At 75.9% G+C, this 22,924-nt stretch carries 18 protein-coding genes; 13 read left to right on the top strand and 5 right to left on the bottom strand.

Annotated elements, in window-relative coordinates; genetic code table 11:
* The first annotated feature begins 101 nt into the window (after positions 1–101).
* The gene (locus tag ABEB00_RS20260; RefSeq protein WP_345621296.1) at positions 102–1,592 is read left to right on the top strand and encodes an acyl-CoA synthetase; all 1,491 of its coding nucleotides are present in this window, start codon (positions 102–104) and stop codon (positions 1,590–1,592) included.
* Positions 1,585–2,925: a carboxyl transferase domain-containing protein gene (locus ABEB00_RS20255; RefSeq protein ID WP_345621295.1), complete on the top strand. Its 1,341-nt coding sequence runs from the start codon at positions 1,585–1,587 to the stop codon at positions 2,923–2,925. Before ABEB00_RS20260 ends, ABEB00_RS20255 begins: the two co-directional genes overlap by 8 nt.
* 96 nt (positions 2,926–3,021) lie before the next feature.
* On the opposite strand, the gene ABEB00_RS20250 is transcribed toward ABEB00_RS20255, so the two are convergent.
* Positions 3,022–6,744 carry a S8 family serine peptidase gene (locus ABEB00_RS20250; protein ID WP_345621294.1) on the bottom strand — a complete coding sequence of 1,241 codons (3,723 nt, stop codon included), beginning with the start codon at positions 6,742–6,744 and terminating at the stop codon, positions 3,022–3,024.
* A 309-nt stretch (positions 6,745–7,053) separates the two neighbouring features.
* Here ABEB00_RS20250 and ABEB00_RS20245 point away from each other — a divergent pair, with 309 nt between their 5' ends.
* From ABEB00_RS20245 to ABEB00_RS20225, 5 genes are all read left to right on the top strand, one after another.
* Complete coding sequence (locus ABEB00_RS20245) at positions 7,054–7,425, top strand: CU044_2847 family protein (RefSeq protein ID WP_345621324.1); 372 nt, start codon at positions 7,054–7,056, stop codon at positions 7,423–7,425.
* On the top strand, positions 7,422–9,080 hold the full coding sequence (locus ABEB00_RS20240) for a VMAP-C domain-containing protein (RefSeq protein ID WP_345621293.1): 1,659 nt from the start codon (positions 7,422–7,424) through the stop codon (positions 9,078–9,080). Before ABEB00_RS20245 ends, ABEB00_RS20240 begins: the two co-directional genes overlap by 4 nt.
* Before the next feature lie 98 nt (positions 9,081–9,178).
* The gene (locus tag ABEB00_RS20235; protein ID WP_345621291.1) at positions 9,179–10,222 is read left to right on the top strand and encodes an AAA family ATPase; all 1,044 of its coding nucleotides are present in this window, start codon (positions 9,179–9,181) and stop codon (positions 10,220–10,222) included.
* Complete coding sequence (locus tag ABEB00_RS20230; RefSeq protein WP_345621289.1) at positions 10,212–14,315, top strand: SAV_2336 N-terminal domain-related protein; 4,104 nt, start codon at positions 10,212–10,214, stop codon at positions 14,313–14,315. The genes ABEB00_RS20235 and ABEB00_RS20230 overlap by 11 nt, the downstream gene beginning before the upstream one ends.
* A gap of 130 nt (positions 14,316–14,445) precedes the next feature.
* Positions 14,446–15,483 carry a rod shape-determining protein gene (locus tag ABEB00_RS20225; RefSeq protein WP_345621288.1) on the top strand — a complete coding sequence of 346 codons (1,038 nt, stop codon included), beginning with the start codon at positions 14,446–14,448 and terminating at the stop codon, positions 15,481–15,483.
* Positions 15,484–15,578: 95 nt separating this feature from the next.
* Here the strand turns inward: ABEB00_RS20225 and ABEB00_RS20220 are convergent, their stop codons facing one another.
* Together ABEB00_RS20220 and ABEB00_RS20215 are read right to left on the bottom strand one after the other, a co-directional pair.
* Positions 15,579–16,541, bottom strand: a complete 963-nt coding sequence (locus ABEB00_RS20220) for an anti-sigma factor RsbA family regulatory protein (protein WP_345621286.1) — start codon at positions 16,539–16,541, stop codon at positions 15,579–15,581.
* Entirely contained in the window at positions 16,538–16,795 is a 258-nt protein-coding gene (locus ABEB00_RS20215) for an STAS domain-containing protein (protein ID WP_345621322.1), read from the bottom strand. Before ABEB00_RS20215 ends, ABEB00_RS20220 begins: the two co-directional genes overlap by 4 nt.
* Positions 16,796–17,076: 281 nt before the next feature.
* Between ABEB00_RS20215 and ABEB00_RS20210 the strand changes: the two genes are divergently transcribed.
* On the top strand, positions 17,077–17,706 hold the full coding sequence (locus ABEB00_RS20210) for an ANTAR domain-containing protein (protein WP_345621285.1): 630 nt from the start codon (positions 17,077–17,079) through the stop codon (positions 17,704–17,706).
* Between the two features lie 51 nt (positions 17,707–17,757).
* On the opposite strand, the gene ABEB00_RS20205 is transcribed toward ABEB00_RS20210, so the two are convergent.
* Positions 17,758–18,495: a hypothetical protein gene (locus tag ABEB00_RS20205; RefSeq protein WP_345621284.1), complete on the bottom strand. Its 738-nt coding sequence runs from the start codon at positions 18,493–18,495 to the stop codon at positions 17,758–17,760.
* Between the two features lie 174 nt (positions 18,496–18,669).
* Between ABEB00_RS20205 and ABEB00_RS20200 the strand changes: the two genes are divergently transcribed.
* Genes ABEB00_RS20200 through ABEB00_RS20190 form a run of 3 tightly spaced genes read left to right on the top strand, consistent with a single transcriptional unit; the run spans position 18,670 to position 19,771 of the window.
* Entirely contained in the window at positions 18,670–19,050 is a 381-nt protein-coding gene (locus ABEB00_RS20200; protein WP_345621283.1) for a DUF2089 domain-containing protein, read from the top strand.
* Positions 19,047–19,307: a hypothetical protein gene (locus ABEB00_RS20195; protein ID WP_345621282.1), complete on the top strand. Its 261-nt coding sequence runs from the start codon at positions 19,047–19,049 to the stop codon at positions 19,305–19,307. The genes ABEB00_RS20200 and ABEB00_RS20195 overlap by 4 nt, the downstream gene beginning before the upstream one ends.
* 32 nt (positions 19,308–19,339) lie before the next feature.
* On the top strand, positions 19,340–19,771 hold the full coding sequence (locus ABEB00_RS20190; RefSeq protein ID WP_345621281.1) for an SHOCT-like domain-containing protein: 432 nt from the start codon (positions 19,340–19,342) through the stop codon (positions 19,769–19,771).
* A 66-nt stretch (positions 19,772–19,837) separates the two neighbouring features.
* Here ABEB00_RS20190 and ABEB00_RS20185 read toward each other — a convergent pair whose 3' ends face one another.
* Positions 19,838–20,221, bottom strand: a complete 384-nt coding sequence (locus ABEB00_RS20185; RefSeq protein ID WP_345621280.1) for an ArsR/SmtB family transcription factor — start codon at positions 20,219–20,221, stop codon at positions 19,838–19,840.
* 97 nt (positions 20,222–20,318) lie between these two features.
* Here ABEB00_RS20185 and ABEB00_RS20180 point away from each other — a divergent pair, with 97 nt between their 5' ends.
* Both ABEB00_RS20180 and ABEB00_RS20175 read left to right on the top strand, forming a co-directional pair.
* A complete protein-coding gene (locus ABEB00_RS20180; protein WP_345621279.1) occupies positions 20,319–22,454 on the top strand; it encodes a heavy metal translocating P-type ATPase in 2,136 nt (711 codons plus the stop codon).
* On the top strand, positions 22,451–22,915 hold the full coding sequence (locus ABEB00_RS20175; protein ID WP_345621278.1) for a (2Fe-2S) ferredoxin domain-containing protein: 465 nt from the start codon (positions 22,451–22,453) through the stop codon (positions 22,913–22,915). The genes ABEB00_RS20180 and ABEB00_RS20175 overlap by 4 nt, the downstream gene beginning before the upstream one ends.
* The last annotated feature ends 9 nt before the right edge of the window (positions 22,916–22,924 follow it).

Below are 22,924 nucleotides of genomic sequence, written 5' to 3'. Positions count from 1 at the left end.
GACCGGGCCCGCCGGGTCCAGCCGCCACACCCGCCACACCCGCGTGAGCAACCATCGGCAACCATCGGCAACCGCCGGACAACAGCTAAGGAGCACCCCGCGTGTCCTCTCTCTTCCCCGCCCTGACCGGCTCCCCGGCCACGACCACGGGCCCGGTCACGACCACGGCCCCGGCCCCGGACGACCGGCCCGCCCTGCGGTTCGGTGAGCGCGCGCTGACGTACGCGGAACTGGCCGCCGCGGCGGGCGCCACCGCCGCCGGGGTGCGGGGCGCCGGCCGGGTCGCCGTCTGGGCGACGCCGTCGATGGAGACCGCCGTCGCCGTGGTGGGCACGCTGCTCGCCGGGGTCGCCGCCGTACCGCTCAACCCGAAGTCGGGCGAGAAGGAACTCGCCCACATCCTGGCCGACAGCGCCCCCTCGCTCGTCCTGGCCGCCCCCGGCGACCCACTTCCCGCCGCGCTGGCCGGCCTGACCCGCGTGGACGTCGACGTCCATGCCACCGGCCCCGTGCCCGACGACGGCGACGCGGACGACGGCGACCCCGCCCTGGTCGTCTACACCTCCGGCACCACCGGCCCGCCCAAGGGCGCGGTGCTGCCGCGCCGGTCCCTGTCCAGCACGCTGGACGCGCTCGCCGACGCCTGGCAGTGGACCGGCGACGACGTCCTCGTGCACGGGCTGCCGCTGTTCCACGTACACGGGCTGGTGCTCGGCACCCTCGGGCCGCTGCGCCGCGGCGGTTCGGTGCGCCACCTCGGGCGGTTCTCCGCCGAGGGCGTCGCGCGGGAGCTGACGGCCGGCGCCACCATGCTCTTCGGCGTGCCCACGATGTACCACCGTCTCGCCGAGGCGCTCCCCGGCGACCCGGGGCTGGCCGAGGCGCTCGCCGGGGCCCGGCTGCTGGTCTCCGGTTCCGCCGCGCTGCCCGTCCACGACCACGAGCGGATCGCCGCCGCCACCGGGCGCCGGGTGATCGAGCGGTACGGCATGACGGAGACGCTGATGAACACCAGCGTCCGCGCCGACGGCGAGGCCCGCGCGGGCACGGTGGGCGTGCCGCTGCCCGGCGTGGAGCTGCGGCTGGCCGAGGAGGACGGCTCGCAGGTGAGCGCGTACGACGGGGAGACCGTGGGCGAGATCCAGGTGCGCGGCCCGAACCTGTTCACCGAGTACCTCAACCGGCCCGAGGCGACCGCCGCCGCCTTCACCGCCGACGGTTTCTTCCGCACCGGCGACATGGCGGTGCGCGACCCCGACGGCTATGTCCGCATCGTCGGCCGCAAGGCCACCGACCTGATCAAGAGCGGCGGATACAAGATCGGCGCCGGGGAGATCGAGAACGCGCTCCTGGAACACCCGGCGGTGCGGGAGGCAGCGGTCACCGGTGAGCCGGACGCCGACCTGGGCGAGCGGATCGTGGCCTGGGTGGTGCCCGCCGACCCCGCGGCCCCGCCCGCGCTGGCGGAACTGGCCGACCACGTGGCCCGCCGGCTCGCCCCGCACAAGCGGCCCCGGGTCCTGCACCACCTCGACACCCTCCCCCGCAACGACATGGGGAAGATCATGAAGCGGGCGCTGCGCCATGACTGAACGGCTCTCCGCCCGCCGCTTCCTCGCCCTGCTCACCGACGACTTCACCGAACTCCCCCACCCCACGCGCCCCGATCCCGCCCGGCGGACCGCCCCCGACGGCCCGCTCGGCTGGCACGGTTACGACGCCTCGCGCGCCCGCGCCGCCGAGCGCACCGGCGAGTCGGAGTCCGTGGTCTGCGGGACCGGCACCGTGCGGGGCACCCCGGCGGTGCTGATCGCCTTCGAGTTCGGCTTCCTCGGCGGCTCGCTGGGACAGCGCACCGGCGACCGTCTGGAGGCGGCGTACGCCCACGCCCGCGCCCACCGGCTGCCGGTCGTCCCGCTGATCGCCACCGGCGGCAGCCGGATGCAGGAGGGCATGCTCGCGCTCACCCAGCTCCAGCGGGTGGCGCGGCAGTCGGCGCTCACCCGGGACGCCGGGCTGGCGCAGATCGCGGTGGTGCGGGACCCGACCACCGGCGGCGGCTGGGCGACACTCGGCGCCGGCGCGGACGTGGTGCTCGCGCTGCCCGGCGCACAGGTCGGTTTCGCCGGCTCCCGGGTCCGGCCCCGGGACGCCGATCCGGCGGCTTACACGGCCGAGGCGCAGGTCGCGGCGGGCTCGGCGGACGCCGTCGTGCCACCCGGCGAGCTGCGCGCCACGCTGGGCCGCTGGCTGCGGCTGCTGACCGACCCGTCCGACGCCCCGGCCCCGGTACCCGCCCCGCTCGGCGCGACCGAGCCGCCGGACAGCGGGCGGGAGGCGGTCCGCCGGGCCCGGGCGCCCGAACGTCCCCGGGCCCGCGCCTACCTGGACGCCTACTTCACCGACCGGGCCGGGATCAGCGGCGACCGCTGCGGCGGCCGGGACCCGGAGGGCATGCTGTGCGGCTTCGGCACGCACGCGGGCCGGACGGTCGCGTACGCCGCGCAGACCGGGACGGCGACCCGGCCCGCCGGATACCGCACCGCCGCCCGGCTGATCCGTCTCGCGGACCGGCTCGGCATCCCGGTGCTGACGCTGGTGGACACCCCGGGCGCGGCCAACGACGCCGAGGCCGAACGGCAGGGCGCGGGCGCCGCGATCGCGGAGGTGTTCGGCGCGGTGGCCGCCGCCCGCACCCCCGTCACCTCGCTGCTGATCGGCGAGGGCGGCTCGGGCGGGGCGCTGGCCCTGGCGGCCCCGGGCGCCACCTGGGCCACCCCGGACAGCTACTTCTCCGTCATCGCCCCGGAGGCGGCGGCCGCGATCCTCAAGCGCCCGCCCGGCCAGGCGGAGGAGACGGCCGATCAACTGAGGCTGCGGCCACAGGACTTGGCCGAGTTGGGCGTGATCCGCACAGGCGGCTGACCGCACCGGCGGCTGACCGGACAGGCGGCTGACCGGACAGGGCGCCGCCCCCCTTCCCAGGGGGGCGGCGCCGGTCGCGGGTCCGGAATCCGGCGCCTACCGCACGCCCACCGCCCGCACGATCTCCTGGCGCACCGAGCCGCCCCGGTCGTCGCGTGCCGAGGCGCGCAGCGAGACGGTGCCGGCGTCGCGGGGCACGGTGAGCGTGCCGGTCCAGGAGGCGCCGTCACCGGCGCGCAGCTTCACCGGCCGCCACGACGCGCCGTCGTCGTAGGAGACGTCGAGCGTCCCGCCGGTGATCCTCCCGGTGTCCGGGGCGTCCGCCACGTACCGCGCGCCGATGCCGACCGGCACCTTCCGGCCGCCGCGCACCTCGCCCGCGAGGTCGGTGTCGACGTCGAAGGCGAGGTTGATCAGTGGCAGGAAGGTCCACCGGTCCTGCGGGGTGGCCGCCGACCGGAAGGTCCACTCGGCGTGGCCCTCCGTGCCGAGGCGCCACTTGTCCCGGTCGAGCGCGGTGTCGGTGACGAGCCGGTAGGAGTGCTCGTCGGCGGGCGCGTCCCACAGGTAGGCGGTGGAGCCGGTCATCCGGTCGGCGAGGACGCCGTCCAGGTACAGGGCCGTGGTCTGGGTCATGCCGCTGTCCTCGCTCCACACGTCGCCGAAGCCGGTGTGGTCCGGCCCGGAGTCGCCCCAACCGGGAGCGTTGAACTGCATCCAACTGCCCGCGCGCTGCTGCCCCCAGCCCAGGCCGGTGCCCAGCCACGGGTGCCAGACCGGCTTGAACCAGGACAGCTCGGGGTGGGTGCCGCCGGAGTACCGGACCAGTCCGGCGCGCTGCTCCAGCGCACCGCCCTCGGACTCCACCGACTCGTGCCAGAGCTGGCCGCGCGTGGTCGAGACGTACTCGGTCCGCTCGGCGGGGAAGGCGATCCGCTCCTTGAAGCCGACCCCGACGGGGAAGGCGTCGGTGATCGAGTACCGGAACTCGGCGCCGGACGCCTCGGCGCCGTGGTACTTCGTGTGCAGGGCGGCCAGGTCGCGGGCGCGGGGCGCGAAGGTGAGGTCCCGGTCGGGGATCGCGCCGGGGTGCCCCTCGGACAGGTCGTAGACGTACGGCGTCTCCGGGCTGCCGGTCATGTCGACGCGGCCGGTGTGCCGGAGCCGGGCCGCGTCGGCGGCGGAGACGGTGGCGATCGTCAGCGGCCGGGCGGCGTTGTCGTCCGTGCCCCACCAGGCCATCAGCCGGCCGGGCGCGTCGTCGGTGACGAACAGGGCCTTGGCGCCCGCCGCCTGGGCGGCCCGGGCGAGGGCGGCGGGTTCGGTGCCGCCGGTGAGCCGGGCGAGCACCGCCTTGCCGCGCACGCCGGTGACCGGGCCGTCGCCGACGTCGACGAGCGGCAGCCGGACGCGGCCCCGGCCGAGGGTGCCGCCGGACTGGACGGTCGCCTCGCCGACGCCCGCCACCGTCAGCAGCGGCCGGCCCAGCCGCCACACCGTCCGGTACTCGAACTCCCCCTCGGTGACCTTCCGGGTGGGCGCGGCGAAGACGCTGTCGTACGCCGGCGGCACCTGGACCGCTTCGGACAGGTCCGAGCCGTTCGCGCTGCGGTCGTACTCCATGAGCAGTTGCCGGGTCTCGGTGCGCCGGTCGACGTCCGTGTCCAGCTCGCGCAGTCTGCGGCCGTCGAGGGTGATCTCACGGTCCCCGTCGAGGACGATCTCGGGCGCGGCGAGGAAGCCGAGCCCGAGCGAGTCGGCGCCGTGGGAGCCGCGCACGTCGAGGAAGGAGGTGAGGCTGTACGAGCCCGGTGTCAGCCGCAGTTCCAGGGTGCCGGAGTCGCCGACGTACGCGGGTTCGGCGTCGGCATCCCCGGCGAGCGGCTGCACCACCAGGCCGGCGGCGGTGGCCGCGCCCGCCCGGTCCTTCACATGGACCGTGAGGGTGTACCGCTCCTCCTCCTTGACCAGCCCGAACGCGGTGTGCGCGAGGGGGGTTCCGGCGGCGTCGGCGGCGACGATCCGGCCACTGGTCTCGCCCACCGGCGCCTTGGCTCCGTCGCCGGTCACGGTGGTGGCGGCGGTGCCGTGCGCGGGCACGGTGAGGCGGGTGTCGGCGAGGGTGGCGACGCCCTCGGCCGCGCCCTCGGCCGAGAGGGTCAGCTCGACCGGCCGGTCGGAGGAGTTGGCGTAGGTGACGGTCCGGACGACGGGCTTGTCCGCCTCGTAGGGCCAGGAGTAGAAGCCCAGGTCGGTGCTGCCGGTGGCGGTGATCTCGGCGGTGGTCGCGGCGGGCACGCTGACCCGGCCGGCGCCCAGCCGGTAGGCGGAGGCGTCGAGCGTCTTCGACGTGGACATCAGGGCGTCCTTGAGCCGCTCACCGGTCCAGTCGGGGTGCTTCTCGGCGAGCAGGGCGGCCACCCCGGCGATCTGCGGGGTCGCCATCGACGTACCGCTCATGGCGACGTAGTCGCCGCTGCCCGCGCTGAGCCGGGAACGGGCGGCGAGGATGTCGACGCCGGGGGCGGACAGGTCGGGCTTGAGGGCGCGGTCGCCGTGGCGGGGGCCGGCGCTGGTGAAGTAGGCGGCCTCGTCGGCGGAGTCGACGGCGCCGACGGTCAGGGCGGCGTCGGCGGCGCCGGGCGAGCCGATGGAGGAGGGCGTCCCGGTGTTGCCGGCGGCGATCACGAACAGCGCGCCGGTCTCGCGGGAGAGGGTGTTCACGGCCTGGGCCATCGGGTCGGTGCCGTCGCTGGGCTCGGTCGAGCCGAGGCTCATCGAGACGATGTCGGCGCCCACGTCCCGGGCGGCCCACTCCATCCCGGCGATGATCTCCGACTCGCTGCCCGAACCCGCGTCGTCGAGGACCTTGCCGACGGCGAGCGCGGCGCCCGGGGCGACGCCCTTCTCCCGGCCCTCGGAGGCGGCGCCGCTGCCGCCGACGGTGGAGGCGACGTGGGTGCCGTGCCCGTGCCGGTCGGCGACCTCCTCGCCCTCGATGAAGCTGCGGCCGGCCGAGATCCGGCCGGAGAGGTCGGGATGGCCCGCGTCCACGCCGGAGTCGAGGACGGCGACGGTGACGCCCTTGCCGGTCAGCCCGGCCCGCCACGCCTCGGCCGTGCCGATCTGGGCGTTGCTCTCGGCCATCTCGGCGGTGACCCGGCCGTCCAGCCACACGCCGGCGACGCCGTCCCGGGCGGTGAAGTCCCGCCAGAAGGCCCGCCCCTTGTCCGCCGCGACGGCGGCGCCGCGCACGCTGGGCAGCGCCCGGGTCCGCACCGCGCCCCGGGGGGTGGCGACCGGCGCGCCCTTGTCGTAGGTGACGATCAGCGGCAGCTCACCGGAGGCGGTGCCGGTGTCGGTGTCGGTGTCGGTGTCGGTGTCGGTGTCGGTGTCGGTGTCGGCGAGGCCCTGCCGCAGCAGTTCGCTCACGTCGAAGAGGCGTCGGTCGAGGGTGCCGGCCCGCAGGTACGGCAGCGCCTCGTCGGGGACCACGGTGATCCGGCCGTTCGTGTTCCGGGTGCGTACCGCGCCGGTGGCGTCTTTCGGCCGTTCGACGGTGACCGTCTTCTTCCCGTCCCCGACCTCCGTGACGGTGACCCGGTCACCGGTGACGAGGGTGACGGTACGGGCCGGGTCCGCCGGGGCGGCCCGCGGCGTACCGGTGGGCGGACCGCCGGCCGCACCGGCCGCGGTGGCCGCCGGTCCGGCGGGCAGCAGCGCGCAGACCAGCCCGGCGGACAGGAGGATCGCTCCACGTCCGGCCGGCACCCGCCGCGCGCCCGCTCTCGTACGTCCGCGTCTGCGTCGTGTACTCATCCACGCCTCTCTCCGTTGTCCCCGTGGAACACTCCGCATGAGTGTCAGGGGGGCGGTGTCGCGGCGGAGTTGACCATGGGTGGCGGATTGGCGCAGTGGCGCGTTCCCGCCACCTCGCCCCGGGACGGCCGACGGAATACCGGACAGCTCCGAGTACCGTCCGTCACAATGGCGTGCACATGCGTAAGACGGCACGGGACGGCCGGACGGCATGAGACGGCATGAGACGGCATCAGCATGAGACGGGCGAGCGGCAGGAATGCGGCGGCCCGGGACAGCGAACAGCACACGGGGGAACGGGACGGCACCATGGACGGACTGCTGGAGTTCAAGACCGAGGACGGCGCCCAAGTGGTCGTCGAGGCCGTCGACGAGGAGACCGGCGCCCGCCTGGTCTCGCGCGGCGACGGTCCGGCCCAGGCGGCCCGCACCTTCGAGGGCGCCCTGGAAGGCGTGCGCGCCGCGGCCGAGTCCGCGCTGCGGGTGTTCCGGGACGGCGTGCTGCGGCCCGACTCCGTGGAGCTGGAGTTCGGGGTGCGGCTGAGCGCGGAGGCCGGCGCGGTCATCGCGAAAGGCACCGCCGAGGGCCATCTGGTGGTGAAGCTGCACTGGTCACCGGGGCGGACGTCCCCGGCCGACGCGGCACGGACGGCGGACGGGGAGGCCGCCGGCCGGTCATGAGCAGCACGTCGTGGCACGCCCGGATCGAGTGCGGCAAAGAGGTCGGCGCCGGTTTCCTCGTCTCCGCCCGGCAGTTGCTGACCTGCGCGCACGTCATCCGGTGGAGCGAACGGGAGCCGGTCACCGTGACCTTCCCCGGCCGCCCGGACTGGGGCCCGCTGTCCGCCGCGGTCGCCGTCCACGGCGGCTGGCGCGAGGGCGGCGCCGACCGCGGTGACCTCGCCGTGCTCGAACTGGACCGCGAGGTGCCGCTCACCCCGGCCGTCTTCGCCCAGCCCGGCGCGGAGCACGGCACCGACCCGCGCGCCCCCTCCCCCGAGCTGATCGCCTACGGCTTCCCCAAGGGGTACGACGAGGGCACGCTCGCCTCCTACCGGGCCCTGCCCGGTCCGCTGATCTCGGACGAGTGGGTGCAGTTGGAGGCGCTCACGGCCCACGGACAGCCGCTGGCGGGCGGGTTCAGCGGGGCGGCGGTCACCCTCGGCGACGGCACGGTCGTCGGCATGGTCTCGGCGGTCGCGGGCGGCCGGGACGTCCGCGTGGGGCGGATGCTGCCCGTCGAGGTGATGGCCCGCTACTGGGCCGGGCTCGGCGAGCTGGTGCCCACGCCAGGGCACCGCGCGGACGCGCTGCGGCGGCTGTACACGCTGGTCCGCCGCGCCGGGACGACGCTCCCGGACTGCGACCCGAACCGGCTGTACGCGTCGGCCATGGACCCCTTCGACCCGCAGCCCGAGCAGAGCTTCGCCTCGCTGTGGGCCGCCGCCGCGTACGTGCAGTGGGAGGTCCCCGACCCGGCCGCGGTCACCCGGTTCGCCGACCGGCTCCAGGAACTGCTGCGCGAACCGCCGGCGCCCGCCGCCGCCTGGTCGCCGATCGTCGTGGAGATCGGGCACAGCGGCGCAGGCGGCGACCAGGTCACCGTCGAGGTGTCCGCCTACCGCGACGGGCACCGCCGCCCGGTGGGCGCCAGCCGTCTGCCGCGCACCGCGGTGCGCGGCTATGTGCAGGACCGCATGGACGACGCGTTCGCCCAGCTCGACCCGGACGCCGAGGAACTCCTCACCTTCGTCCTGCCGCGCGAGTGGCTGAACGAGCCGGTGGCGCGCTGGGAGTGCGGTCCCGAGGACCCGACCCCGCTGGGCTGCGCCTACCCGCTGGTCGTCACCGACCGGTCCCGGCACCGCGGCGGCCGGCTCCGCCACCAGCTCGCCAAGAAGTGGCGCGCGCTGGACGGCAGTACGGGCGCCCCGCCGCACCGCGTGGACTGCGGCACCCGGGAGCGCCCGGCCGGCCTGCGCAAACGGCTGCGGGACGACGCCGAGCTGGCCGGGTTCGCCGCCCCGCCCGGCACGGCGGGGGAGCACTTCGAGGTCGGCCTGAACGTTCCCGTACCCGTCCTGGTGTGGCCGCGCACCGGCTGCCCCGGCCACGACCCCGGCGGCCCCTGCGCCGGTACGGACTTCCTGGACCGGCTCGCCGAGACCGTCACCGGCGTGCCGCCCGCCGAACTCCCCCGGCTGATACGGGAACTGCGCGAGACGGCGGACGCCGCGGACGACCCGGACGCCCACTGGGCGCACCAGGCGCAGCTCCTGTGGGACGATCCGCGCTGCTTCCCGGAACCCACCGCCTGCCTGCACTCACCGGTCTGACCGGCCCCCGGCCCCGGACCCGCCCCCAGCCATCGTTGCCCCCAGCCGACGTGGAACAGACACCCCTCACCCACCCGCCGCCCCCGGAGAGAAGCCCCATGGCCCTGTGGCCCGTCTACACCGGCGCCCCCGAACCGCACGACGGTATCGCCGAGCTGCCGCCGCCCCCGCCCTGGCGGGACTTCGACGGGCACCCCGTGCTCGCTCCGCCCGCCGAGGGCGACGACGCCTCGGCCACCTCGCCCGACCGCACCCACCGCGCGGCGACCTACCGGGCCACCGGGCAGACCGTGCAACTGGTCAACGCGGCCCTCTACCTGCGCCGCCCGCTGCTGGTCACCGGGCCGCCCGGTACCGGCAAGTCCTCGCTCGCCTACGCCGTCGCCCGCGAACTGCGCCTCGGCCCGGTGCTGCGGTGGAACATCACCAGCCGCAGCTCGCTGCACGACGGCCTCTACCAGTACGACCCGCTCTCGCGGCTGTACGCGGCACGGCAGCCGGCCGCGCGCCCGGACGGGACCGCGCCGCCCGAGCCCGCGCACCCCGGCACCGGCGTCGAGAACCACCTGCGGCTCGGCCCGCTCGGCACCGCCCTGCTGCCCTACGCCCGCCCCCGCGCCCTGCTCATCGACGAGATCGACAAGAGCGACCTCGACCTCCCCAACGACCTGCTGAACGTCCTGGAGGAGGGCCAGTACGAGATCCCGGAGCTGGTCCGGGCCTCCCGGGACGCGCCGGGCGGGCGGGCCGAGGTGATGGCCGACGGCACCGACCGGCCGGTGCCGGTGGAGCACGGCCGGGTCCGCTGCCGGGCCTTCCCCTTCGTCGTCCTCACCTCCAACGGCGAACGCGAGTTCCCGCCCGCCTTCCTGCGCCGCTGTGTCACCCTGCGCCTGCGCCAGCCGGACGACCGGCACCTCGCCGACATCGTCCGCGCCCACCTCGGCGAGCCCGACGACTACGGGCAGCAACTGATCACCCGGTTCCTGTCCCGGGTGGGCGGCGGCGAACTCGCCACCGACCAGCTCCTCAACGCCCTCTACCTGGCCCGCGCCTCCGGCCTCGGCGCCGACTCCCTCGACGAACTCGCGGAGCGGCTGATGCCGTACCTCGGCCAGTCCCCGCAGCCCCATGCCTTCTGACCGCCCGGACCCGCCCGAGCCGCTGGCCCGCCTCGCCGACCTGCTGGACCGGGCGACCTCCGGCACCCGCCCCACCCCGCTGGAGCTGGCGGAGGTGCTCTGGCTCGCCGGTCACATGGCACCGGCCGGCCCCCCGCCGCCGCGCGGGCCGGCCCCGCAGCGGCCGCCGGACGACCGGAGCGGACCGCCGCGCGACCCGCCGTCGCCGTCCGGTCCCACCGCCCCCGCCGCCCCGGCACCGGACCCCGGCGCGGGCACCGGCACCGGTGCCGGTCCCGGCGGCGCCGACCCGCCCCCCGCCCCCGGCGTCCCGCGCGCCCCGCTGCACCTGCCGCCCCCGCCCACCCCCGCCGGGCGGACGGCCCGGACCGGTCCGCACGCCGCGCTGCTGGCCCCCGCCCCGCCGATGCTCGCTCACCCGCTGGCGCTCCAGCGCGCCCTGCGCCCGCTCAAGCGCCACACCGACGCGCCCGTCGGCCGTGAGGTGGACGAGGCGGCGACCGCCGACCGCATCGCCCGGCTCGGCGCCGGCCCCGAGTGGTGGCTGCCCGTCATGCGCCCGGTGCGCGAACGGTGGCTGCGGCTGGACCTGGTGTGCGACACCGGGCCCACCATGCCGGTGTGGCGGCCGCTGGTGCGCGAACTGCACGCCGCGCTCGCCCAGTCGGGCGTCTTCCGCACGGTCACCGTGCGGTGCGCCGCCCCCGACGGCAGCGTCGACGGCCCCGGCACGCACGCCCCCTCCGACGGCCGTACGGTCACCCTCCTGATCAGCGACTGCATGGGCCCGCAGTGGCGGGCGGGCCCGGCCGGCACCCGCTGGTTCGCCACCCTGCGCCGCTGGGCCGAGCGGATGCCGCTGGCCGTCGTCCAGCCGCTCCCGGAGCACCTGTGGCGGGACACCGCGCTGCCGCCGGTGGCCGGCCGGCTGACCGCCCCGCACCGGGCCGCCCCCAGCGCGGCCCTCACCTTCACCCCGTACGACGACTCACACGACCCCGCGGACAGCTCCGGCTCCCCCGGCACCCCCGCCACCCCCCGGCCCGCCGGTGCCGTACCCGTACCCGTGCCGATGCTGGAGCCGGGGCCCGAGTGGCTGGCCAACTGGGCGGCGCTGGTCGCGGGTCCCGGCGGCACCGCCCACCCCGGCGCGGCGGCCCTCCTGGACCGTCCGCTGCCCGCCGACGCCGACGACCGCACCGACATCGCCCGGCTCTCCCCCGAGGAGCTGGTCCTGCGGTTCCGGGCCAGCGCGTCCGCCGAGGCGTACCGGCTCGCCGGGCATCTCGCCCTCGGCCGCCCGGACCTGCCGGTGATGCGCCTGGTGCAGGCCGCCGTCGAACCCCGTCCCCGGCCCGCCCACCTGGCCGAGGTGATCCTCAGCGGCATACTCGCCGCCGTCCCCGGGCCGCCCGGCTCGTACGCCTTCCGGCCCGGCGTGCGCGACCTGCTGCTGCGCGGGCTGCCGCGCACCGCCCGGGCCCGCACCCACGACCTGCTGCTGCGCACCGGGGGCCTGATCGACGAGCGGGCCGGCCGCTCCCCGGGCGAGTTCCGGGCGCTGACCCCGGCCCCGCACGGCACCGAGCCAGGGGCGCTGGACGAGGCGTTCGCCGCGATCAGTCCGGGCAGCGCGCGGCGGCTGACCACCGGGGAACCGCAGCCGTCCGGACCACCGTCCCCGCCGCCGCCCGCCGTGCCGCGGCCGCCGCGAGCGCCGTCCACCGGACCGGCGCCCGCGGGGACACCGGGGCCCCGGCGGCTCGGCGGCGGCCGGTACCGGCTGGTGCGGCGGCTCCAGCCGAACGGCAGGGTGTGGCTGGCGGAGGACACCGAGGCGGGCCGCACGGTCCTGGTCCGGGTGCACGCCCCGGTCACCGGCCGCGCGGAGCGGGAGGCGTTCCGGCGGGACACGCGGCTGCTGCGCGGGATCGACCACCCGAACGTGGTGACCGTCCTGGACGCCGGGTTCGAGGGCGACGCGCCCTACGTCGTCATGGAGCACCTGGACGGCATCGCCCTCGGCTCGCTGAGCCGCCCCGACCACGGCCACCGCCTCCCGGCGCCGCTGACCGTGTCCGTCGGGGCGCAACTGGCGCGGGCGCTCACCGCCGTGCACGCGGTGGGCACCACGCACGGCGCGCTGGAGGCCTCCCGGGTGGTGCTGCTGCCCGACGGCACGGTCCGGCTCAGCCTCTTCGCACCGGGACGCGGCGCCCGCCCCGGCGCCCGGTCCGAGGACCTGCGGGCCCTGTGCGAGGTGCTGCTGCGGCTGGCGTCGGGCACCTCCCACCGCACCGTCCCGATCGACTCCCGGCAGCTCACCCATCTCCCCGAGGCCCTGCGCGGCCCGTACGCGCACGCCCTCGACCTGCTGATGTCCCGCTCCCTGGCGACCCAGGTCCAGGGCCGCGACCTGCTCACCGACCCCGAACTGTCCCGGCGGGCGCGCGAGGCGTACGAGCAGCGCTTCTACTACGCCCTGGGCCCGCTGCGCGTCGAGGGCCCCGAGGGCACCCCCGACCTGGCGCCGGACGTCCGCGCGCTGCTCGCCACGCTGCTGCTCAAGCACGGCCGCACGGTCACCCACGAGGAGCTGCGGTGGGGCCTGTGGAACCCGGGTGTCGAACCGTCCGACCCGCGCGCCGAGGTGCGCCGGCTGGTGGAGCGGCTGACCGCCGCGCTGGGCCCCGGTGTGCTGGCGTCGCCGTCCCACGGGTACGCCCTGCACACCAGCGCCGACCACGTCGACCTGGTGCACTGCGAGGACCTGGTCCACCGCGCCGACCGGGCACGGGCGGCCGGCGCCTACGCCGACGCCCGCCGGCTCGTCTCCGAGGCGCTCGGGCTCTGGCGCGGCGGCGACCCGCTGCCGGACGTGCCGGGGCCCGCCGCCCGCACCGCCCGCGACCGGCTCCAGCGGCTCCGGCTCACCCTGCACGCCACCCGCGCCGAACTCGACCTGGCGCTCGGTGACGCCGACCGGGCCGCCGGCCGGCTGGCCGGGCTGGTACGGCAGTACCCCTTCCGCGAGGACTACCGCCGCCTGTACCTGATCGCGCTGCGCCGCCAGGGCCGCCTGGACGAGGCGCTGGAGGCGTTCGAGGAGTACGAACTGTCCGGGGGCCGCGACCCCGACCTGCTGGCCCTCGGCCGCGAACTGCGCCAGGACCACGTCCGCCCGACGTACGCCATCGGCGACCCGCCGGACCCCCCCGAGCCCCCCGAGCCCCTCGGCGGCGGCTTTCCGGACGGCGCGGTGGCCGCCCCGGACGAACTCCCGGAGGGCCCGTTCCCCACGGAGGACGACCTGTGGTCCCGCCTGTGGGCGGGCGAGGAGCAGCAGGCCGGACCCCGGCCGCCGGTCGTCTCCCCCCGTCCCACCGCCGAGTCCCTGCTCGCCGGCGCCCGCTGCGTGCTCCTCGGCTTCGACGACGTGGTGGCCCGGCTGTACCGGGCGGGCGCGGAGCGCGAGGTGCTCCTCGACGTCATGCGGCTCCTCGGCGAGGAGCGCGATCCCGAGGAGGTGCTGTCCGGCCGGGAGCCCCTGCCCCGGATCGGCCTGGCCCCCTCGGACGACTACCCCGGCACGCTCGACCTGGTGCGCGGGCTCGCCGGTCACCGCCTCGCCCCCGAGGTGCGCCGGCGGCTGGACCGGCACGAGGAGCGGGCGGCGCGCACCGCACGGCCCACCCCGCTCGCCCACCGGCTGATCCGCGCCCTGCACACCCGGCGGGTCCCGCTCGCCCTGGTGACCGACCGGGCCCCGGCACCGGTCGAGACGTATCTACGGCGGCACGGACTGCTGGGCCAACTGACGGGCGGCGTCCACGGCCGGGAGGAGGACCTCACCCGGCTCCTGCCCCACCCGTACGTCCTGCACCGGGCGCTGGAACGGCTCGACGCCGCCGCCGCCGAGTCCGTGCTGGTCGGGGGGTCGGTCGCCGAGCAGCGTGCCGCGCGGGCGATCGGGCTGCCGTTCATCGGCCTCTGCCTCGGCCAACGGGCCCGGACCCGACTGAGCCAGGCCGACCCGCGCACCCCCCTCGTCCCCGACCTGCGCTCCCTGCTCACCGCCGCCGAGACCCGCTGACGCGCGAACCCCCCGTTCAGCCGCACCCCGCCCGGCCCCTCCCGGCGGGCGCCCGCCGGGCTCCGCCCGCACGATGCCAGGAAGACCGGCCGCACCGGTCCCCTGGTCTGCGCTCTCGGGAGGATCTGCCATGACCGCCACTCTGGAGCAGCTACGCCGCTGCCACTTCGCCGTCGACCTGGGAGCGGCGAGGACCCGCGTGTACGTCAAGGGCGCCGGGCTCGTCGTGGACCAGCCGTCCGCCGCCGCCGTCAACACCCGGACCGGCGCACTCATCGCGGTCGGTGAGTTCGCGGAGAAGATGACCGGCCGCACCCCCGGTTACATCCGCGTCGTGCGGCCCGTCTCCGGCGGCACGATCGTCGACATCGAGATGGCCCAGCGCATGCTCCGCCACCTCCTCGGCGACAAGGTCCGCCGCGCGCTGCGCCGCAAGCCCCGGCTGCGCGCCGCGGTCTGCACGCCGCACGACGCCGATCCGCTGGCCCAGCGGGCCGCGATCGAGACGCTGGTCGGGCTCGGGGCCCGCCGTGTCGAACTGGTCGACACGCTCATCGCCGCGGCCGTCGGCTGCGGACTGCCCGTGGAGCAGCCCGAAGCCACGATGATCATGGTGTGCGGGGCGCACGCCACGCAGGTCGCGGTGCTCTCCCTCGGCGCGATCGTCAGCGCCACGCGCATCCCGGTGGGCGGCGAGGCGGTGGACCACGCCATCGTCCAGCACCTGCGCCACCAGCACGAACTGGTCCTGCCCAGCCAGTCGGTACGGCCGTTGCAGCTCGCCCTGTCCGGCAACGGGCTGACCGCGCAGGGTCCGGCCTCCACCGAGATCCACGGCCGGGACGTGGCGACCGGCCTGGCCCGCAGCGTGCGGGTGGACACCGCCGCCGTGCGGCACGCCATCCAGACGCCGCTGACGGGCGTGCTCGACGGCATCGGCCGGGTGCTGCGCGACTGCCCGCCGGACCTGGTCGCCGATCTCGCCGACCGCGGGATCATGATGGTCGGCGGCAGCGCCCTGCTGCCGGGCTTCGACCAGATGCTGCGGCAGGCGACCGGCATGCCGGTGCACATCGCCGAACGGCCCGACATCTGCGCCGTGCAGGGCCTGGGCACCATGCTGGAGGGCAAGGTCACCCCGCTGGCACTGGACCCGGCCGCCGGCTGAACCGGCGGCACCCCGGTCCCCGACCCCCCCGCTCCTCGCTCCCCGACCCCCGCTCCTCGCTCACCGCTCCCCGTTTCCCGGACCGGTTGCGCGCGTCAGGCCGCGAACCAGCCGCGTACCGTCGTGCCGTGCGGCGCGGTGTGGGTCCGGACCAGGTCGCAGACCAGGTTGACCAGCAGCAGGCCGCGGCCGCCGCGCTGGGCGCGGGCGGCGGGCCGCCGTCCGGCCAGCGGGTCGTCGAGCCGGCCCGCGTCGCTCACCTCGCAGACCACGTGCCCGTCCTCGGCCCACACCCGCAGCGTGCCCGAGCCGCCGCCGTGCACGACGCTGTTGGTGGCCAGTTCGGCGACGACGAGCGCGAAGTCGTCCAGCCGGACGCCGGTGAGGCCGAGCCGCGCGGCCTCGGCGGTGGCCGTGTGCCGGGCCGTGGAGAGCGAGGCGGCCACGACGGGCAGGGCCAGCGCTCCCGGGGCCGGCGGCAGCGGCTCGTTGTACCGGGCGACGACGCCGAAGGGGTCGTAGGAGTCGCTGTGCCGGGCCTCCGAGTCGCCGGCCGCGATGACCGTGGGGTGGGTGGCGCGGGCGTCGGCGAGGACGTACGCGGCCAGGTCCCGGGCGTCGTACGGGCACAGGATGGTCGCCGCGCGGCCCTCGAAGGCGGCGTTGATCAGCGCCTCGTGCTGGGCGCAGGCGGGGTACTCGGTGGCGCTGCGGCCGGCCCAGACCGGCTCGCCGATGATCCGCACCCGGCGGCCGGGCTCCTGAGGGTCGGCGAAGGCGCGCAGCACACCGGGGATGATCCGGCCGGGGTTGCGTCCGGCCTCCCGCATGTCCAGCAGACGCACCCGGTCGGCCTCGGTGCCCAGCGCGTCCCGCAGCAGCGCGAGCCGCTTGCCGGGCACCGCCACCGCCACGGGTTCGCCGGCCGCGAGGCCCGCGCGGACGAAGGGGACCGTGCCGGCCAGGTACTCGTCCTCGTCGCGGTAGAAGAGCGCGGGGTGGACGAAGGGGCCGGCGGGCGGCGTCGTCCCGGAAGGCGGTGCGGTCGCGGCACTCACGCGCACACCTCGATCTCCGTCAGGTCGGGCCAGAGCATCTCCAGCACCCGGCGCAGGGCGGCCGGCGGCCGGTGCAGCACGAGCCGCCGGCCTTCGGTGAGCCGCCCGGCGGCGTCCGCGAGCGCGCCGGCCCCGGCGACGTCGACGAACGTCACCGAGGACAGCTCCAGATACACGTCCTCATCCTCACGCACCACCTGTTCCAGCGCCTGCCGCCAGGCCGGGAGGGTCGACAGGCCGACCTCCCCCGCCATCCGTACGCCGCTCCGGCCGGCCAGCGGGGACACCGACAGCCGCGGCGGCGCGTCGACGGCCCCCGAGGACAGCTCGCCCCGCTTGCCCACCTTCGTCTCCCCTGATCGCGGTTTGTCTCCCCTGATCGCGGACAGCCCCACCCTACCCAGCCTTTGTCATGTCATTCCCGGCCTCCTGGTGTACTCGCCAGGACGGGGGGCAGGTGCACGGCGACGGGGGTCCGTAGGAGAAGCACGTGGTGAAGTCCGTCAGGACGCACGGGGACCGACAAGGCGGTGACATGACCTCAGCGGCACCCTCACGGCCGGCCGACCGGCCGGACGGTCTGGTCATCGAGTGCCGGACGAACGGGGACCGGGCGCTGCTCCGACCTCGCGGGGAACTGGTCCAGGGCTGTGTGGACACCCTCGCCGAGACGCTCGCCGGGCTGCCGGCCGGGACCGGGCGGATCGAGCTGGACATGAGCCGGGTGGTGTTCATGGAGACGGCCGGGCTGCACTTCCTGGACCTGCTCGACGGCCACGGCCGCCGGCAGTCGGTGCCGGTGACGACGGCGAACTGGACCGGCCAGCCCCGCAGGTTCCTGGAACTGGCCGGTCTGGACACCGACGACCCGCTGCGCGGCCCGCGCCCGCACGTCCTGGAGGAACTGGAGGAGGAGGTCGAGCAGTTGCGGCACGCGATCGCCTCCCGTCCGGTGATCGACCAGGCGCGCGGCGTGCTCATGGCCGTCCACGCCTGCTCGTCCGACGAGGCGTGGCACATCCTGCGGGAGACGTCGCAGCTGTCCAACACCAAGCTCCGCTCGGTCGCCGAGGCGGTCACCGCGGGCGCCGCGCCCGACGGCCCGCCCCCGCCCCCCGACGTACGCGCCGCCCTGCGCACGGCACTCGCGCGACACGGCCACTGACGACAGGCCGCCGACGACGGGCCGCTGACGACAGGCCCGCTTGGGCCCGTCCTACCGGGAAACCAACTTGGCGACCAGGCGCCCGCGCCACTCCCGCAGGCGCTTCATCTCGTGGTCGCCGAGGTTCTCGTCGACGCCGTGGACCGTCCCCCGCTCGGCGGCGATCTCCTCGTCCAGGAGGTCGAGGGCCTCCCGGAGGTCGCCGTGCGACTCCAGCGCCGCGACCAGCGCGTCGCGCACGGAACGGGTCTCGCTCCGCCGCTGCCGGCCGAGGGCCAGGGACTCGGCGTACAGGGCGCGCAGCAGGCGTACGCCCTCGGCCGGTTCCCCGTTCTCGGCGAGGAACCGGCCGAGGGCCGCCCGGCAGCGATGGGTGTCGGCGTGGCCGGGGCCCAGCACCCGGACCGAGTCCCGCTCGACGGCCCGCGCCTCGGCGACGGCTCCGTCCAGGTCGCCGGCCCGGCGGCGGTACCAGGCGAGCGAACGGCGCCGGCGCAGGGTTCCGGGGTCGTCCGTGCCGAACTCCGCGACACTGTCCGCCACTTCCGCCTCGGCCAGCCGTACGGCTTCGGCGTGCCGGCCTTCGTCCGTGAGCCACATCAACACCCGTGAGCGGCCGGCGAGGGTGTCGGGGTGCCGGCGGCCCAGCGCGCGGGTGAGACGGGCGATGTCCTCGTACACGTCCGGCCAGTCCCGCGACTTCGGCCGCTGCCAGTGCCGGAAGCGCCGCCTGATCCGCCAGGTGCCCAGGGTGTGCCGGCTCCCCGGCCGCTCCGCTTCTTCCGGCATCCGAACAGCTTAGGAGCCACCGCCGACCCTGCCCAGACCCTGACCGGACCCTCCTCCCCACCTCCCAAAATTTGATGGCCTGATTGAGAAAATCAAGTATCAGGCGTTGAATTCTCAAAAAAGTGAAGTTAGATATGCACTACAAGTGTGTCGCCGAGTGCAGGGGAGCCGAGGGTGGACTGGCAGGAACTGACGGATCTGACGCGCGGACAGCCGTTCGTGGTGGAGCGGGTCCGCCTCGCGGGCAGCGGCATCGCGGTCGAGGGCCGGTTCGAGCCGCCGCAACTGGCCCAGCTCGGCGTCGACGACCAGGTGTTCGTCGCCGCGTTCGTGCGGTCGCACGGCTCGATCAAGGAGATGGAGCGGATCTTCGGGGTGAGCTACCCGACGGTCAAGTCCCGGCTGAAGCGGATCGCCGAGCACCTCGACTTCGTCGACACCGACCCCGGCCCCCGTCCCGCCTCCCCGGCCGGCGCCGCCGACGTCGTCGACCGGCTGAGCCGGGGGGAGATCAGCGCCCAGGAGGCGCTGGCCGAGCTGGAGCGACCCCGGTGATCCCGCAACTGGTGACGGTCAGCCGCCGCCGTCCCGACGGCCGCCGGCAGCGGCTGTACGTCCCCGTCCTCCCGGTGCTGCTGCTGTTGTCACCGCTGCTGCTGCTCGCCGCGGCGGGCGGCGTCGTCGCCTGCCGGATCTTCAAGGTGAGCGCGACGGGCGCGCTGCGCGGTGCCGGGCGGCTGCTGTGGGCGCTGCCCGGCACCCGGTTCGAGATCGAAGAGGGCCGGACGGCCCTGCTGATCAGCGTCAGATGAGTCAGAAGCGAACCAGAAGCGAAGGAGCGACGATGAGCGAGCAACGCCGCCAGATCCTGCGGATGCTGGCCGAGGGCAAGATCACCGCGGACGAGGCCGAGCGGCTGCTCGACGCCCTCCAGCGGGACCAGCCCCGCCCGGCGCCGGGAACCGGGCACCGGCCGGCCGGCCGGCCCAAGTACCTGCGCCTGAGGGTGGACGCGGCGGACGGCTCCGGTGGCGACGGGGCGAGCCGGGTCGACATCCGGGTCCCGCTGCAACTGCTGCGGGCCGGGGTCCGGCTCACCAGCCTCCTCCCCGCGCAGGCCCTCACCAAGGTCAACGCGAGCCTGACCAGGTCCGGGGTACCGATCGACCTCACCGAGCTGAAGCCTCAGCACCTGGAGGACCTCATCGAGCACCTGGACGAGGTCGACATCGACATCGCCGACCCGGACTCCAAGGTGCAGATCTACTGCGAGTGAGGCGGTTCCGCTACGAGTGGGGCGGCTCTTCCGCGAGTGAGGCGGTCCGTGCGCGTCCGGCCGGGATCAGTGCGCGGCGTCCACCGTCTCGTCGGCGGGGGCGTCGCGCAGGCCCAGGCGGAGGTGCTCGACGTGGAAGAGGGCCTGGTCGAGGAGTTCGGCGACGTGGTGGTCGTACAGGGCGTAGACGATGGAACGGCCGTTGCGCTCACCGGCGACCAGACCGAGGTTGCGCAGCAGGCGCAGTTGGTGGGAGCAGGCGGAGGCTTCCATGCCCACCGCCTCGGCCAGGTCGCCGACCGCGCACGGCCCTTCCTGGAGACGGGCCAGGATGCGCAGCCGGGAAGGGGTCGCCAGGGCCTGGAGGGTGGCGGCCACGTCCGCGGTGCCCACGGCGTCCAGACGCTCGCGGGTGGTGGCGGTCTTCCTGGCCTCGGCTCCATGACCCATGCCGCCCATCCTACGCACCACACTTGAAAGCCTGTTCATATGTTCCTGTACGGTGGTGGGGTCGCCGCGTCCCGCACCCGTGAAGGGCTGTTCCGTCATGCCTCCTGCTCTCACCCTGCGCCCCGGACGGACGGCGTCCACGGGTCCAGACGCGGCTGCCGCCCCGGTGGTGCCGCGTCGCCGGACGCGCGTGTTCGCCCTGGCCGAGACCCGCTGGGCGGCGGCCGCCCTGGCGCTGTTCCTGATCGCGCTGCCCCTGCAACTCACCGGCGTCCCCGTGTGGGTGTGGGGGCCGCTGTACGCGGCCGCGTACGTCACGGGCGGCTGGGAGCCGGCCTGGGCGGGACTCACGGCGCTGCGGGAGAAGACCCTGGACGTCGATCTCCTGATGATCGTCGCCGCGGTCGGCGCGGCCTCGATCGGCCAGGTGATGGACGGCGCGCTGCTGATCGTCATCTTCGCCACCTCGGGCGCGCTGGAGGCCCTGGCCACCGCGCGCACCCAGGACGCGGTCCGCGGCCTGCTCGACCTCGCCCCCACCACCGCCACCCGCCTGACCGACGGCGGTGCCGGTGCCGGTCACGGTGCCGGTGACGACCGCCGTGGGGACGGCGGCGGGGAGGAGACGGTGGCCGTCGCCGCGCTCTCGGTCGGCGACACGATCCTGGTGCGTCCCGGTGAGCGGATCGGCGCGGACGGCCGGGTCGTGGCGGGGGCCGGGGAGGTCGACCAGGCCACCATCACCGGCGAGCCGCTGCCGGTGGCGAAGGAGCCCGGGGACGAGGTCTTCGCCGGCACTCTGAACGGCACCGGCGCCCTGCGGATCGAGGTCGCGCGCGACGCCTCCGACTCCGTGATCGCCCGGATCGTCGCCATGGTCGAGGAGGCTTCCGGGACGAAGGCGCCGACCCAGTTGTTCATCGAGAAGGTCGAGCAGCGCTACAGCCTGGGGATGGTCCTCGCGACCCTGGCCGTCTTCCTCGTCCCGCTGGGCTTCGGCGCGGAGCTGACGGGCTCGCTGCTGCGGGCGATGACCTTCATGATCGTCGCGTCCCCGTGCGCGGTGGTCCTGGCCACGATGCCGCCGCTGCTGTCCGCGATCGCCAACGCGGGACGCCACGGCGTACTGGTCAAATCAGCCGTCGTCATGGAGCGGTTGGGGCAGGTCGACGCGGTCGCCCTGGACAAGACCGGCACCCTCACCGAGGGCATCCCCCGGGTCACCGACATCCGTCCGCTGCCCGGCTCCGGTGTGGACGAGGAGGCGTTGCTGATCCTCGCGGCCGCGGCCGAGCATCCCAGCGAGCACCCGCTGGCCCGCGCCGTGGTCGACGCCGCCCGCACCCGCGGCCTGACCGTCCCGGACATGCGGGACTTCACCTCCGCGCCCGGCATCGGGGTCACCGCCACCGTCCAGGGCGCCCGCATCACTGTCGGCGCCCCGGCCCGCCTGCTCGGTGGCGGCGACCGCGACAGCGGAGGCGGCGGGAGAAGAGACGCGGACTCGGCCTCGGCCTCGGATCGCGCCGCCGTGCTGGTGGCCGAGTGGGAGGACGGCGGGCGCACCGCGGTTGTCGTCCTGCGTGACGGACTGCCGGTCGGCGTGCTGGGGGTCGCCGACCGGCTGCGCCCGGACGCGGCCGCCACCGTCGCCGCCCTGGCGACGCTGACCGGCGGCGCGCCGATGCTGCTGACCGGTGACAACCCGCGTGCCGCCGCCCGCCTGGCCGGCGAGGCCGGCATCGGTGACGTCCGCGCCGGGCTGCTGCCGCAGGACAAGGTCTCGGCCGTCCGGGAGCAGGAGAGGGCCGGCCGCAGGGTGCTGGTCATCGGCGACGGAGTCAACGACGCGCCCGCCCTGGCCGCCGCCCACACCGGCATCGCCATGGGCCGGGCCGGCTCCGATCTCGCCCTGGAGACCGCGGACGCGGTCGTCGTCCGCGACGAACTCGCCACCGTCCCCACCGTCGTACGCCTGTCCAGGGCGGCCCGGCGCCTGGTGGTGCAGAACCTGGTCATCGCCGCCGTGTTCATCTCCGGCCTGGTCGTCTGGGACCTGGCCGGACAGCTCCCGCTGCCGCTCGGGGTCCTGGGCCACGAGGGGTCGACCGTCATCGTCGGCCTCAACGGCCTGCGCCTGCTGCGCGACACCGCCTGGAACCGCGCCGCCGCCACGCCCGCGCCCGCATCCGCGCCCGCGCCCGCGCCCGCGCCCGCCGGGAGCCTGCGATGAGCCGCCGCGGCAGGAAAGCCGCTCAGGCCGCTCGGGGGACGGGGGCGAAGACCAGGACCGGGACCGGGACCGCTGGGGCTGGGGCTGGGGCTGTCCGGCCCACCGTCACCGTCTGCCGCGGCTGCTGCTGCGGTACGGCCGCGAAGGTCCCCCGGCTGGACCACGAAGCCCAGCTCAGCGACCTGCGCACGGCGCTGGCCGGGGTGGCGGCGATTCGGCGCGTCGGCTGCCTCGACGCGTGCGAGCGCGCCAACGTCATCGTCATCCAGCCCTCCGCCGAGGGCCGCAGGGCCGGCGGCCGGCCCGTCTGGCTCGGCCAGGTCAACGACCCCGGCGCCACGGCCGACATCACCGCCTGGGTCGAGGACGGCGGCCCCGGCCTGGCCGAGGCCCCCGACATCCTCGACCTCTACACCTTCACCCCCTCGCGCCGCGTACGGCACGACCTTGAGGAGGAGTGACCCGCCCGG

This window comes from Streptomyces ziwulingensis (assembly GCF_039542605.1).
Classification (GTDB): Bacteria; Actinomycetota; Actinomycetes; order Streptomycetales; family Streptomycetaceae; genus Streptomyces; species Streptomyces ziwulingensis.
Note: the sequence above shows the minus strand (reverse complement) of the source record. Positions and strands in the feature narration are given on the sequence as shown.

Excerpts from the sequence above, each read along its gene's own strand:
- ABEB00_RS20255 (WP_345621295.1), top strand. The coding sequence starts at position 1,585 with ATGACTGAACGGCTCTCCGCCCGCCGCTTCCTCGCCCTGCTCACCGAC.
- ABEB00_RS20250 (WP_345621294.1), bottom strand. The coding sequence starts at position 6,744 with ATGAGTACACGACGCAGACGCGGACGTACGAGAGCGGGCGCGCGGCGG.
- ABEB00_RS20245 (WP_345621324.1), top strand. The coding sequence starts at position 7,054 with ATGGACGGACTGCTGGAGTTCAAGACCGAGGACGGCGCCCAAGTGGTC.
- ABEB00_RS20240 (WP_345621293.1), top strand. The coding sequence starts at position 7,422 with ATGAGCAGCACGTCGTGGCACGCCCGGATCGAGTGCGGCAAAGAGGTC.
- ABEB00_RS20235 (WP_345621291.1), top strand. The coding sequence starts at position 9,179 with ATGGCCCTGTGGCCCGTCTACACCGGCGCCCCCGAACCGCACGACGGT.
- ABEB00_RS20230 (WP_345621289.1), top strand. The coding sequence starts at position 10,212 with ATGCCTTCTGACCGCCCGGACCCGCCCGAGCCGCTGGCCCGCCTCGCC.
- ABEB00_RS20225 (WP_345621288.1), top strand. The coding sequence starts at position 14,446 with ATGACCGCCACTCTGGAGCAGCTACGCCGCTGCCACTTCGCCGTCGAC.
- ABEB00_RS20215 (WP_345621322.1), bottom strand. The coding sequence starts at position 16,795 with ATGGCGGGGGAGGTCGGCCTGTCGACCCTCCCGGCCTGGCGGCAGGCG.
- ABEB00_RS20210 (WP_345621285.1), top strand. The coding sequence starts at position 17,077 with ATGACCTCAGCGGCACCCTCACGGCCGGCCGACCGGCCGGACGGTCTG.
- ABEB00_RS20205 (WP_345621284.1), bottom strand. The coding sequence starts at position 18,495 with ATGCCGGAAGAAGCGGAGCGGCCGGGGAGCCGGCACACCCTGGGCACC.
- ABEB00_RS20190 (WP_345621281.1), top strand. The coding sequence starts at position 19,340 with ATGAGCGAGCAACGCCGCCAGATCCTGCGGATGCTGGCCGAGGGCAAG.
- ABEB00_RS20185 (WP_345621280.1), bottom strand. The coding sequence starts at position 20,221 with ATGGGTCATGGAGCCGAGGCCAGGAAGACCGCCACCACCCGCGAGCGT.
- ABEB00_RS20180 (WP_345621279.1), top strand. The coding sequence starts at position 20,319 with ATGCCTCCTGCTCTCACCCTGCGCCCCGGACGGACGGCGTCCACGGGT.
- ABEB00_RS20175 (WP_345621278.1), top strand. The coding sequence starts at position 22,451 with ATGAGCCGCCGCGGCAGGAAAGCCGCTCAGGCCGCTCGGGGGACGGGG.